The sequence below is a fragment of the Vibrio sp. SALL6 genome, assembly GCF_002002385.1.
GTDB lineage: Bacteria > Pseudomonadota > Gammaproteobacteria > Enterobacterales > Vibrionaceae > Vibrio > Vibrio parahaemolyticus.
Genome location: NZ_MQVK01000013.1, coordinates 86,183 through 100,546 on the forward strand (window position 1 = coordinate 86,183; position 14,364 = coordinate 100,546).

Sequence of the window (14,364 nt, forward strand, 5' to 3'; positions counted from 1 at the left end):
TTTCATCAGCCTAGACTCTAAAGCCCGGTTTTATACCGGGCTTTTTGTTTACTGTTTTTTTGTCCAGTATTCCTTTGCACATTTCTCACACTATGTAATACTTGCCCAACTTGGTTATACATAGAGCAAAAATGATGGATAAAATAGAAGTTCGCGGTGCCCGAACCCATAACCTCAAAGACATCAATCTGACTATTCCTCGCGATAAACTGACAGTAATTACTGGGTTAAGCGGCTCCGGTAAGTCCTCTCTCGCATTCGATACCTTATATGCAGAAGGCCAACGACGTTATGTCGAATCACTGTCTGCTTATGCTCGTCAGTTTTTGTCTCTTATGGAAAAACCAGATGTCGACCATATCGAAGGTTTATCACCGGCGATTTCTATTGAACAAAAATCGACATCTCATAACCCTCGCTCAACCGTCGGTACCATCACCGAAGTTTACGACTACTTACGTCTGCTTTACGCTCGTGTTGGTGAACCACGCTGTCCTACTCACCACGCCCCATTAGCCGCACAAACTGTCAGCCAGATGGTGGATAAAGTATTGGAACTGCCAGAAGGCAGTAAAATGATGCTGCTTGCTCCAATCGTAAAAGAGCGCAAAGGTGAGCATGTAAAAACACTAGAAAACCTTGCCGCACAAGGTTTTATTCGAGCGCGTATTGACGGCGAAACTTGCGATCTTTCAGATCCACCAACACTTGAGCTACACAAAAAACACACCATTGAAGTCGTGGTCGACCGATTCAAAGTTCGCCCAGATCTGCAACAACGTTTAGCAGAGTCATTTGAGACGACGCTAGAGCTTTCTGGTGGTATTGCGGTGATTGCTCCGATGGATGGCGATGGGGAAGAAATCATCTTTTCAGCGAACTTCGCTTGTCCGCAATGTGGCTACAGCATGCAAGAGCTGGAACCGAGATTGTTCTCATTTAACAACCCAGCAGGCGCGTGTGGAACTTGTGATGGCTTGGGTGTACAACAGTATTTTGATCCAAGCCGAGTGATTCAAGATGACTCACTCAGTTTGGCACAAGGTGCCATTCGTGGTTGGGATCAAAAGAATTACTATTACTTCCAAATGCTGACTTCATTGGCGGATCATTATGGATTTGATTTGCATGCTCCGTTCAACTCTCTGCCAAAGAAAACGCAAGACGTTATTCTCAAAGGCTCAGGCCGCACCGAGATCGAGTTTAAATACATCAATGATCGCGGCGACATTCGTGTAAAGCGCCACCCATTCGAAGGGATTTTAAATACGCTTGAACGTCGTTACCGCGATACCGAGTCCAACTCGGTTCGAGAAGAGTTGGCTAAATACATCTCGACAAAATCATGCTCAAGCTGTGACGGTACTCGTCTACGCCTTGAAGCACGTAATGTATTTATTGCCGATACTACCTTACCTGAGATCGTTGAGCTCAGTATTGCAGATGCCCTTACCTTCTTCCAAACACTCAAGCTAGAAGGTCAACGTGCGCAAATTGCAGAAAAGGTCATGAAGGAGATCAATGATCGTCTACAGTTCCTTGTAAATGTGGGCTTGAACTACCTTAATTTATCCCGGAGTGCAGAGACGCTATCCGGTGGCGAAGCACAACGCATTCGCTTAGCGAGCCAAATTGGTGCAGGTCTTGTTGGTGTCATGTACGTATTAGATGAACCGTCGATTGGCCTCCACCAGCGTGATAACGAACGACTCCTAAAAACACTGACTCATTTGCGCGATTTAGGTAATACCGTACTCGTGGTAGAACACGATGAAGATGCCATTCGCTGTGCCGATCACGTGATTGATATTGGCCCAGGAGCGGGGGTACACGGCGGTAATGTGGTTGCCGAAGGAACGATGGATGAGATCATCGCCAACCCGAACTCTCTCACAGGTCAGTATCTAAGTGGCGCAAAAGAGATAGTAGTCCCTAAAGAGCGTACCCCTCGCGATCCCAAGAAAACCGTCGAGCTACTAGGCGCAACAGGTAACAACCTGAAGAACGTCGACTTGTCTATTCCTGTCGGATTGTTTAGCTGTATTACTGGCGTGTCAGGTTCCGGTAAATCAACCTTGATCAACGATACGTTCTTCAAAATTGCACACACCCAGCTCAATGGCGCTACTACTGCACACCCATCGCCTTATAAGTCGATTAAAGGTCTAGAACATTTCGATAAGGTTATCGACATCGATCAAAGCCCAATTGGCCGAACACCGCGCTCGAACCCAGCGACGTACACGGGAATCTTTACCCCTATTCGCGAGCTGTTTGCTGGTACGCAAGAATCACGTTCACGTGGTTACAAACCTGGCCGCTTTAGTTTTAACGTTCGTGGTGGTCGCTGTGAAGCTTGTCAGGGGGATGGTGTTATCAAAGTCGAGATGCACTTCTTACCAGACGTGTACGTGCCATGTGATGTGTGTAAAGGGAAGCGCTATAACCGCGAAACACTGGAAGTACGCTACAAAGGCAAAACCATCGATGAAGTACTGGAAATGACCGTCGAGGATGCTCGCACCTTCTTCGATCCTGTTCCTGCGATTGCCCGCAAGCTGCAAACTCTAATGGACGTTGGTCTGTCTTACATTCGTTTAGGTCAAGCGGCAACCACATTATCAGGCGGCGAAGCGCAGCGAGTGAAATTGGCAAGAGAGCTATCCAAGCGTGATACGGGTAAAACCTTGTACATTCTGGATGAGCCAACAACTGGTCTGCACTTCCATGATATTCAGCAGCTATTGACCGTACTTCATCGCCTGCGCGATCACGGGAATACCGTTGTGGTTATCGAGCATAACTTGGACGTCATCAAAACAGCAGACTGGATCATCGACTTAGGACCAGAAGGCGGACAAGGCGGCGGAGAGATCATTGCCCAGGGAACACCAGAAGATGTGTCTCAGATCGAAGGTTCGCACACAGCTCGATTCCTTAAGCCTATGTTGAAATAGAAAAAACGGGTAAAGTACAAAGACCAGCCAACGCTGGTCTTTTTTCATTCAAAACAACGCAATATATATGGCTACTATACATGTAAGTGGAACCAAACTTTCTCCTGAAAAAGTACAAGTTCCTCTCAATCGCAAGTTTCTCATCGCCTTGGCCGTTCTGTTTTTACTGGCCATGCACTTTTTTATGCCCAATCCAGGTGGGTCAGGGTTAGCCTTATCCTTCAACACAACAACGTGGATTGCATTTAGCTTTGCGTTAGGTATCGGTTGCTATCAGCTCGCGAGTAACCGCATTTTACGCTATTCAAAGCTAACCATCGGGTTACTGATCAGCGCGATCATCATGACGTTGCCAGTATTCTACCCCAATGCGGACAGCACTCTGGCAGCGAACAAACTTATCGGCCTGTGGAGTGGTTTCCTGTTTTTTGTTGTCTTACAGCAATTTCATTTCAGTAATAAGCATCGCCAACGGTTACTTTGGTTCATCGTACTGGCTGTCGTGATTGAAGCTCTATTTGGTCTGACACAATATCTTTTTCTAAAACCAGGGAATCCTTTCGGCTACGACACGATTGCTAACCGTCCGTACGGGATCTTTCAGCAACCGAATGTGATGGCTAGCTTTCTCGCTACTGGATTAGTCATTGCCAGTTACCTTCTAGCTCGTCAACCCTATAAGTACTCACGTAAGCTAAGCGACGTTTACCTTTTATATGCCGTACCTGTTGTTACCTTGCCGCTGATTGTCGCATTAGCTTCGCGCACAGGATGGCTAGCGACCATCATCGGTTTGTTGTTAGTGATTCCGTATATGTATCGCTTTGCAACCAAAGGCCGCTTTATTCGCTGGATCGCAGCTTTGGTTACGGGCTTGGTGCTCTCGTTCGTTGTAATGAGCATTGCATTCCCGGATGGAAGTGGACTGGCGACAGAGAAAGTGAATATGGAATCGCCTCGAGCGTACACTTTCCCTCAAACCTTGGATATGGTGATCGAGAAACCGTTCACTGGCTACGGTTACGGTAAGTTTGAATCTGAGTACATGCTGTACACCGCGCGCCAGCATGCGCTGAATGAGAACTATCCTGCAGGCTTGCCATCGATGGATCATCCACACAATGAAATGTTGTACTGGGGCGTAGAAGGTGGGCTTCTGCCTGTATTAGGCATAATCCTCGCAATGGGATTGGTTTTACATCGGATTTATCAAGCCAAACGTGGCACACGCCTAGCGTTGCTCGCGTTATTCATTCCTATCGTACTTCACTCTCAGTTGGAATATCCGTTTTATCACTCTCTCGTGCACTGGCTGATTTTCATCATTTTGCTGTATTGGGTCGACCAGCGTGTCTCGCGCTATCGCCAAGTTGGGTTTAGCCAAGTGACCAAAAGTCTGCTGCGCGTTTTTAGCTTGGTAATTCCAGCCGTGTTTACTTTTTATATGGTGAGCGCACTACACACAAACTACATTCTGACGAAATTCGAAACTACGCGACCAACTAACCCTGATATTTTGAATCAGGTGAGTAACCCGGTCGTATGGAAAGACAGATTTGACTGGGACGTTTACAGTACCTTTTTGAATATTGGTCTGTACAAGCAAGATCCAAGTTTGATTCAACCTTATATTGATTGGTCATTGCAGATCATTAAAGATAAGCCACGCCCTGCGTTCTACAATAACTTGATCTTGGCTTATCAAGGACTGGATGACAGCAGTAAAGCAGAACAAATTCGTGCTGAGGCTCAATTCCTATTTCCGAACATCGACTTTAGCCAAGTAAATTATCAACCACCCTCACAAGCCCAATCGACAACGCCTAGCGTGTCTGATGCGGAATAGACAAACAAAAAAGCGAAGGACTTCCTTCGCTTTTTTGTTTTCAGCCCAATGATTTTAGGCCCTGTTGGTCTATGAGTAATAGAGTTCCAAGCTCTTGAGACGCCCTAATGCGCAACTCTTACTCAGTTAAAGACTCTTCCAGAGCCTTCAAGCACAGCGCGACATTTTCCGCGCGAGCACCGTATCCCATCAATCCAATACGCCATGCTTTGCCAGCTAACGCACCTAGCCCTGCACCAATTTCAAGGTTGTAAGTTTCAAGTAGATGCGCGCGAACTTTCGCTTCATCGATCCCTTCCGGCACATAAATCGCGTTCAATTGAGGTAAACGGTAAGATTCTTCCACTACAAATTCAAAACCCAGTTTCTGAAGACCATCTTTCAACTTCTCATGCATCAATTGATGGCGAGCCCACGCGTTCTCAAGCCCCTCGTTCTGCAACACAAGCAGCGCTTCATGCAATGCATATAGGCTATTCACTGGAGCTGTGTGATGGTAGCTACGCTTACCTTCCCCACTCCAGTACCCCAACACTAAGCTTTGATCGAGGAACCAACTTTGAACTGGCGTAGTGCGCGATTGAATTTTTTCGATAGCAGCCGGAGACAGCGTCACCGGAGACAAGCCAGGCACACACGACAAACACTTTTGACTGCCCGAGTACACAGCATCAAGCTGCCATTCATCAACTTTTAACGGTACGCCGCCTAACGATGTAACGGCGTCCACAATCGACAACACATTATATTGCTTGGCTAACTTACCTAGAGTTTGTGCATCACTGACAGCACCGGTTGATGTCTCAGCATGTACAAAAGCCAGAATTTTTGTATCAGGATGTTGCTGTAGTGCTTGTTCAACTTTATCTACTGAAACAGGCGCACCCCATTCATCATCGACTAGCACCACTTCACCACCAGCACGAATAACGTTTTCACGCATGCGCTCGCCAAAGACACCGTTTCGACAAACGATGACTTTGTCACCTTTCTCGATCAAGTTAACGAAACAAGTCTCCATCCCAGCACTGCCTGGAGCAGAAACCGCAATAGTGAACTCATTTTCGGTTTGAAAAGCGTATTTCAACAGCTGTTTAAGCTCATCCATCATCGCGATAAACAGAGGGTCTAGATGACCAACCGTTGGACGGCTAAGGGCTTGCAATACCTGCGGATAAACATCGGAAGGACCAGGGCCCATTAAAATTCGGTGAGGGGGAATAAAGCTTTGGATCGGCATGTCAGCTCCTTGATTGCAGTCATTTAGCCTGAAAGAAGTCATTTTTAGAATTATTTGCCATCAAAACATCGTCACTCTTCATGCTTTGCAAGAAAACTCACTTGAATTATTTAACAATTCGTTCACCAGAAAACAGGAGCAATTTTTATTTCGATTAGCAATACATTCAGGCATCAAAGGTTTCACACTAATGTATTTTGTTGCACACGGCAATTAGCCCTAAGTATAGAGGTCAAACCACTGTCACAATTTCGTTAATAAAAACCATCATTCTGGTTGAAATATTGATTGACATTGTGACGTCAAAACCGTTCAATGTTTGAGCTTTATGTAGAAGAGGAGCACTGCCCAGGCAGATGATTTGTGGAACCGCAATTCCAATACCAATCATTCAGGGGGAGTAGTGCCGAGGTAAGTCAAAATTGCAGGGTTTGGCTTGTCGGTTGACTTGGGTTGAGTCCCATCAACTGTCATCAGCACCGTCTGATGAAGAGCTTCTGAGGGTACATTTTCAAATGACAATCTAACTACCTCTCTTTTTGCTCTGTTCCTTTCCTCACAAAACATTGGATGTGTATATTTTTTAGGAAGTCGTGGGAGAAACGCAGTGAGCGCATTTAACGTAGCTAAATTCGGTGGGACCAGTGTTGCCAATTTTGAGGCAATGAGTCGTTGTGCCACCATCATCGAAAACAATCCAAATACTCGCCTTGTTGTTAGCAGCGCTTGCTCTGGGGTAACCAACATCTTGGTAGAACTGGCCAATGGCGTTCAAGATCAGGAACACCGTGCTGAGTTACTAAAGAACCTAGCTGAGATCCATGATTCCATTTTGGCTCAATTGGAAGATGCGACAGAAGCCTCTTCAGAGGTGTACGGAATTTTAGATACCGTGACCAGCCTTGCAGAAGCTGCCTCAATTCAAGCAAACACCAAACTGACCGACCACCTTGTGGCATGTGGTGAGTTAATGTCGACACACATTTTGGCGCAACTCATGCGAGAGCGTGGTATCAATGCAGTACGATTTGATATTCGTGAAGTGCTAAGAACCGACGACAACTTTGGTCGCGCAGAGCCGAATGTCGAAGCTATTACTCAACTAGCGCAAGAGAAGCTTATCCCTTTATGTCTTGATTCTGTCGTCATCACACAGGGCTTCATTGGCTCTGACGAAGAAGGCAATACAACAACGTTAGGCCGTGGTGGTAGCGACTACAGTGCAGCCTTGATTGCTGAAGGTGTGAAAGCATCTGGACTTGAAATTTGGACAGATGTTCCTGGTATTTACACGACCGATCCTCGCATCGCACCAAAAGCATCACCAATCCCAGAGATCAGTTTTAGTGAAGCCTCTGAAATGGCTAACTTTGGCGCGAAAATATTACACCCATCAACACTAGTCCCTGCTCTGCGTCATGATATCCCGGTTTTTGTTGGCTCATCCAAAGAACCAGAAAAAGGCGGCACGTGGATTCGTCATCAAGTCGAAAGCTCACCACTGTTCCGCGCCCTCGCTCTGCGTTGTAATCAAACGATGGTCACTCTACGTAGTGCGAACATGTTCCATGCGTACGGCTTCTTAGCAAAAGTATTTGAGATTTTAGCCAAGCACAAAATTTCGGTAGACCTTATCACCACATCAGAAATCAGTGTGTCACTCACGCTAGATCAAACTGATACCTCAGGCGGCGCACCACAACTTCCTCAAGCAGCACGTGAAGAGTTGGAAGAGTTGTGTAAGGTCGAAGTAGAACATGACCTTTGTTTGGTAGCCTTGATTGGTAACAAGATGAGTGAACGTAAAGGCTATGCTAAGCAAGTGTTTGGTACGCTAGAAGATTTGAACTTACGCATGATCTGTTATGGAGCAAGCCCTCATAACCTGTGCTTCCTTGTGAATGAGTCGGTGGCGAAGCAAGCCATTCAGAAGCTGCATACAGAGCTCTTCGAACAATAACATTGGTTTGTTCCTCAAGTGACCACTACCGTGGTTCAAAAAGCATAACGTGGTTTTTGAGGGAACAACGACAAATTAAAGGGCTGCACATTGGCAGCCCTTTTTATTGCTTGTTCACTTGATTTAGCCGTTAATGTTTGGCCCCAACCATTTTTCAGCTTCGATCCTATCCCAACCTTTACGATCAGCATAACTCTCTAACTGATCGTCTTGGATCTGAGCGATCGCAAAATAGCGAGAGTCTGGATGTGAGAAGTACCAACCGGACACTGATGCCCCCGGATACATTGCATAGCTCGTTGTTAGTGACATACCGATGTTCTCTTCAACATTCAATAACTCCCAAAGCGGGCCTTTCTCTGTATGCTCAGGACAAGCTGGGTAACCCGGTGCAGGACGAATCCCTTGGTACTTTTCACGGATGAGCTCATCATTCGATAGATTTTCATCTGCTGCATAGCCCCAAATTTCTTTCCTGACACGCTCATGCAAGTATTCAGCAAAAGCTTCGGCTAAACGATCTGCCACAGCTTGAATCATGATTGCGTTGTAGTCATCGCCTTGCGCTTTGTACTCATCGGCCAACTCACGCTCACCGATACCGCCAGTTACTGCAAACGCACCAACCCAATCCTGTTTGCCAGATTCTTTTGGCGCGATGTAATCCGACAAGCAGTAGTTAAAGCCTTTAGGCTTTTCTGTTTGCTGACGAAGATTGCGCAATACTTTAGCAACCTCGGTACGCGACTCATCGGTGTACACTTCAATATCATCACCCACACTTGCCGCTGGGAATAGGCCACATATCCCGCGAGCCTTAAGCAATCCTTCACGCTCAACTCGATCAAGCAGCTCATTGGCATCATGGAATAGACGCTGAGCCTCCTCACCCACTTCTTCATGTTTGAAGATTGTCGGGTATTTTCCTACCAGCGACCACGTCATAAAAAACGGCGTCCAGTCGATATACTTGCGTAAGGTTGCGACATCAAAATCATCAAAAATATGGAGGCCTGGTTTTGCAGGAACTGGTGGCATGTATGCATCCCAATCTATCGCGACTTTGTTTGCACGCGCTTGTTCTAACGTGACAGGCTTAGTACGCGGCTTCTTACGATTGTGTTGGTCACGAACACGCTCATAATCCGCATCCAGTTTTTCTATAAAGGCAGGTCGACGTTCATCGGAGAGTAATGACGAACAAACCCCTACTGCGCGCGACGCATTGTTTACGTAAACCACCGGATTTTTGTAGTTCTGCTCAATCTTAACGGCGGTGTGCGCTTTGGATGTGGTAGCTCCACCAATCAGAAGCGGAAGATCAAAATTGAGACGTTCCATCTCTTTAGCAACATGAACCATTTCATCCAGAGATGGGGTAATCAACCCTGACAAACCGATAATATCAACGTTCTCTTCTAGCGCGACTTTTAAGATCTTTTCGCACGGTACCATCACGCCAAGATCGATGATCTCGTAGTTATTACACTGCAGTACAACGCCCACAATGTTTTTGCCGATGTCGTGCACGTCACCCTTCACCGTCGCCAACAAAATTTTTCCGTTACTGCTACCGGATTGTTTTTCGGCGTTAATAAAAGGCTCTAAATGTGCGACAGCTTGCTTCATTACACGTGCAGATTTCACTACTTGAGGTAAGAACATCTTACCCTCACCAAATAGGTCACCCACCACGTTCATGCCATCCATCAAAGGGCCTTCAATCACTTCAAGTGGTTTTGCCGCATTCACACGTGCTTCTTCAGTGTCTGCGACAATGAACTCTGTGATCCCTTTAACTAACGCATGCTCTAAACGTTTTGCGACAGGCCAAGTTCGCCACTCAAGCGCAGAGGCATCTTCTTCTTTGCCAACGCCTTTATCTGCGTACTCAGCCGCGATATCCAACAATCTTTCTGTAGCGTCATCTCGACGGTTAAGCACAACGTCTTCTACCGCTTCTCGTAGTTTTTCCGGAACGTTGTCATAAATTTCAAGCTGCCCCGCGTTCACGATCCCCATATCCATACCATTTTTAAAACAGTGATAGAGGAATACAGCATGGATAGCTTCACGAACGTAGTTATTGCCACGGAAAGAGAAAGAAACATTCGACACGCCTCCGGAAATCATCGCGTGTGGCAAATCGCGCTTGATGTCCGCTACCGCTTCAATGAAATCAACAGCATAGTTGTTGTGCTCATCAATACCCGTTGCGACGGCAAAAATGTTCGGGTCAAAAATAATGTCTTCTGGCGGGAAGCCAACTTCGTCTACCAAAATACGATAAGCATTTGTACAGATTTCTAGCTTGCGCGCGCGCGTTTCTGCCTGACCAACTTCATCGAATGCCATGACGATCACAGCTGCGCCATAACGACGGATCAATTTAGCTTGCTCAACAAATTTCTCTTTGCCTTCCTTCAAAGAGATAGAGTTCACAATACCTTTACCTTGAATGCATTTCAGACCCGCTTCAATCACTTCCCATTTGGAAGAGTCGACCATGATTGGCACTTTGGAGATTTCTGGTTCTGAGGCACATAGGTTTAGAAAACGCACCATACAAGCCTGCGCGTCTAACATCCCCTCATCCATGTTGATGTCGATGATTTGGGCACCATTTTCAACTTGCTGACGCGCGACTTCTAATGCTTCGTCATACTGTTCTTCTTTGATCAAACGTTTAAAGCGAGCAGAACCTGTGACGTTAGTTCGCTCACCGACATTGATGAATAAAGTCTCTTTCTCAATCGTTAATGGCTCTAATCCGGAGAGACGACAAGCAACAGGCAAATTTGGCAAAGCGCGAGGTGTAACACCTTCAACGGCCTGCGCCATTTGGCGAATATGCTCCGGCGTTGTACCACAACAGCCACCAATCAGATTTAAAAAGCCGCTGCTAGCCCACTCTTTTACATGCTCTGCCATATCTTCTGGAGAAAGGTCATATTCTCCAAAAGCATTCGGCAAACCTGCGTTAGGGTGTGCGGAAACAAATGATTCAGAAATACGAGAAAGCTCTTCCACGTATGGGCGCAGTTCATCTGGCCCCAATGCACAGTTAAGACCGAAAGATAACGGCCTTACATGACGTAGAGAGTTGTAAAATGCTTCCGTGGTTTGCCCTGATAACGTGCGCCCCGAAGCGTCGGTAATCGTACCGGAAATCATGACAGGCAGTGCAACACCAAGCTCTTCAAATACAGAATCGACAGCAAAGGCACATGCCTTAGCATTCAATGTATCGAAAATAGTTTCGATCAAAATAAGATCAGCGCCACCTCTGATTAACGCTCGAGTTGACTCGGAATACGCTTCAACCAGCTCATCGAAAGAAACATTGCGGTAGCCGGGATCATTCACATCAGGGGAGATAGAGCACGTTCGGTTGGTTGGACCAAGTACACCTGCAACGTAACGAGGTTTGTCAGGCGTTTTCGCCGTCCACTCATCGGCAACTTCACGAGCCAGTTTTGCCGCGGCGAAGTTAATCTCTTCACTCAAGCTTTCCATCTCATAATCAGCCATCGCAATGGTGGTCGCGTTAAAGGTATTGGTTTCTAGAATATCTGCGCCGGCTTCAAGGTAAGCGCTATGGATTTCCTTAATTAGTTGAGGCTGGCTTAGCACCAACAAGTCGTTGTTGCCTTTTAGATCACAGTGCCAATTGGCAAAGCGCTCTCCTCGGTAATCTTGCTCTTCAAGTTTGTACCCTTGGATCATGGTGCCCATACCACCATCAATCAATAAGATACGTTGCTTCAATTGAGCTTCAATCTGTTGTCTTACTTTGCTTCCCACAGTACAGCCTCATTCCTTTAGTTATGATTCCATCCTATCACACAAACTTCAGGAGTCTAGACGTCTAAATGGAGATTTAATGATTATTTTATCTCCTTCTTAACTTGCAAAATAAACCCGAAAAAATGTTTGCTATTTAGACAGCATCAGCCGAGAATTCCATTCATAAAATGTTACAAATAGAGAGCTCTATGTCGGTCTATCATACTTTATGTTTTCTATCCGCAGCTGCAATGCTAATTGCTTTTGTAAACAGCAAGATAGGAAAGATGCAAACCACCATCGCCATTACAGCTGGTTCAATGGTTCTTTCTCTACTTATTTTGATCGCCGGTCAAAACAACTGGTTTCACCTTACGGAGATTGCAACCGAGACGGTAACAAGGATCAACTTTGAAGACTTTTTGTTGAAAGGCATCCTTGGATTTTTGCTTTTTGCTGGCGGCTTGGGCATCAAGCTACCCAACTTAAAAGATCAAAAGTGGGAAATTACGGTATTGGCTCTTGGAGCAACCCTGTTCTCAACCTTCTTCATCGGCTTTGTTCTTTATGGCCTTTGTATGTTGATCGGCATACAGTTTGATTTGGTTTACTGCTTGCTATTTGGCGCATTAATCTCGCCTACCGACCCGATTGCCGTTCTAGCTATCGTTAAAAAGTTAGATGCACCTAAACGTATCTCGACACAGATCGAAGGGGAGTCACTATTCAATGATGGCTTCGGCTTGGTTATTTTCGTCACGCTTTTCACCATTGCATTTGGCTCAGAAGCACCAACAGTCGGTAGCGTCACTCTACTCTTCATCCAAGAAGCGATTGGCGGAATCGTCTATGGCTTTCTATTGGGCTTAGTATTCCACTACCTAATCAGTGCTACTGACGATCACTCAATGGAGCTACTACTTACCATCGGTGTTCCTACAGCGGGTTACGCATTTGCTGAGTACATTCATGTTTCAGGCCCACTTGCGATGGTAGTGTCGGGAATTATGATCGGTAACTGGACTCGCTTTATTGGCTTCTCTAAAGAGAGTGAAGACCACCTAGACCACTTCTGGGAGTTAGTAGATGAGTTCCTAAACGGCGTGCTATTCCTATTAATTGGTATGTCGATGCTGTTATTTAAGTTCCATGAAGAAGACTGGATCATGATGGCAATTGCAGTCCCTCTGGTGCTAGCCTCTCGCTATCTCAGCGTCTTTATCTCATACATAGGCTTTAAACGTTACAGAAAATACAACCCATGGTCAGTAAAAATTTTGACTTGGGGTGGCCTACGTGGCGGCCTAGCGCTAGCAATGGCACTTTCAATTCCATCAGGAATTTGGGTGGTTCAAGACAAGCTGATCGATGTAAAAGAGATCATCCTTGTAATGACCTATTCGGTTGTGGTGTTCTCTATCCTGATTCAAGGTTCAACCATTACACCAATGATTGAAAAGGCGAAAGCTGAAGAAAAAAAGATGGAAGATGAAAAGCTAGCTCAAAGCTCTTTAGCAGAACAAAGAGAACAAACTGAAGCCTAATTCCATTCTCCCCATATTTAAAAAGCAGCCTTAGGGCTGCTTTTTTATGCTCTAAAATTCGAAGACTTCACCAACAATATTATCTAGAAACCTCGCCGTTCTACTCTCCTCAGAGCGAAGCCCGAGCCTAATACCAATCTAAGTAAAAATATGAACTAATTGAGGCCATTCATATGAAAATGAGACTGCTAGCCCTTGCTCATTTCAAAGATGGGTACTCACGCACACAAATCGCCCAAGTTTCTCAAGATAAGCCGAACCAGTGTCAATAAGTTGGTCCAAACCTTTCTTGAAGAAAGGCTGGAAGGACGGCAAGAAAAGCCAAGAACAGGAAAACCACCATTCTTAACTTCCGAGCAAAGAGAACAATTGAGTCAATATAAAAGATAAAGCCAATGATACACAAGACGGAGAACTGACTGGTTCCGACATCCTCGCTTATATCGTGAAAGAATTTGGCGAGCACTACCACCCTGACTCTATCTATTACCTGCCCAACCACATGGGCTTTTCATGGATAACTTCCCGCTCAAAACACGACAACACACTTATGGACTGAAAAATCAGCTCGCCCAAGAGCCGAGAAACAACAATTTGAGTATGCTTATCTGTTCGGTTCAGTCTGTCGCAGAAGAGGAATTGGTGAGGCTATCATTGTCCTTGGATTCATAAAGACGTCATGATGGAGCACGGCAGTCACGTAGGAAGGACGTCACGCCGTCGTTATTATGGATGGATCGGGATGGCATACAGAAGAAATTGCCAATGACTTTAAATGTCAGTGTAATCAAACTTTCGCCCTATTCTCCAGAGCTAAACCCTATCGGACAAGTATGGCGTTGGTTGCGGTAACGCTATTTAGCCAACCAATCTTTTACTGATTACCACGACATCATCTCCAAAGTCTGCGATGCATAGAATCGGTTTTGGATTGCTCCACAAGAGTCACCCAAATATGCTCGAGAAGATGGATAGACCTGACCAGTTAATTTTCCAGATTGGTATGACTTCTCTTGGAAGGGAAAATGACA

General features: G+C 45.7%; 7 protein-coding genes and 1 riboswitch. Of the genes, 5 read left to right on the forward strand and 2 right to left on the reverse strand.

Features of this window, described 5'->3' with window-relative positions; genetic code table 11:
* Nucleotides 1-134 precede the first annotated feature (134 nt).
* The gene (gene uvrA / locus BIW15_RS07885; protein ID WP_077280772.1) at nt 135-2,957 is read left to right on the forward strand and encodes an excinuclease ABC subunit UvrA; all 2,823 of its coding nucleotides are present in this window, start codon (nt 135-137) and stop codon (nt 2,955-2,957) included.
* A 67-nt stretch (nt 2,958-3,024) separates the two neighbouring features.
* On the forward strand, nt 3,025-4,803 hold the full coding sequence (locus BIW15_RS07890; RefSeq protein ID WP_031812231.1) for a PglL family O-oligosaccharyltransferase: 1,779 nt from the start codon (nt 3,025-3,027) through the stop codon (nt 4,801-4,803).
* Between the two features lie 118 nt (nt 4,804-4,921).
* Here BIW15_RS07890 and BIW15_RS07895 read toward each other — a convergent pair whose 3' ends face one another.
* Nucleotides 4,922-6,043 (reverse strand): alanine--glyoxylate aminotransferase family protein, encoded by a 1,122-nt coding sequence (locus BIW15_RS07895; protein ID WP_015297341.1) that lies wholly within the window; start codon nt 6,041-6,043, stop codon nt 4,922-4,924.
* A 326-nt stretch (nt 6,044-6,369) separates the two neighbouring features.
* Nucleotides 6,370-6,548: riboswitch (Lysine riboswitch) on the forward strand.
* Between the two features lie 102 nt (nt 6,549-6,650).
* Between BIW15_RS07895 and lysC the strand changes: the two genes are divergently transcribed.
* Nucleotides 6,651-8,003 (forward strand): lysine-sensitive aspartokinase 3, encoded by a 1,353-nt coding sequence (gene lysC, locus BIW15_RS07905; RefSeq protein WP_021484735.1) that lies wholly within the window; start codon nt 6,651-6,653, stop codon nt 8,001-8,003.
* A 123-nt stretch (nt 8,004-8,126) separates the two neighbouring features.
* Here lysC and metH read toward each other — a convergent pair whose 3' ends face one another.
* Nucleotides 8,127-11,807, reverse strand: a complete 3,681-nt coding sequence (gene metH / locus BIW15_RS07910; RefSeq protein ID WP_077280768.1) for a methionine synthase — start codon at nt 11,805-11,807, stop codon at nt 8,127-8,129.
* A 191-nt stretch (nt 11,808-11,998) separates the two neighbouring features.
* Between metH and BIW15_RS07915 the strand changes: the two genes are divergently transcribed.
* The gene (locus BIW15_RS07915; protein ID WP_011106084.1) at nt 11,999-13,333 is read left to right on the forward strand and encodes a sodium:proton antiporter; all 1,335 of its coding nucleotides are present in this window, start codon (nt 11,999-12,001) and stop codon (nt 13,331-13,333) included.
* Nucleotides 13,334-13,778: 445 nt separating this feature from the next.
* Nucleotides 13,779-13,892 (forward strand): DNA-binding protein, encoded by a 114-nt coding sequence (locus BIW15_RS25280; RefSeq protein WP_023583877.1) that lies wholly within the window; start codon nt 13,779-13,781, stop codon nt 13,890-13,892.
* The last annotated feature ends 472 nt before the right edge of the window (nt 13,893-14,364 follow it).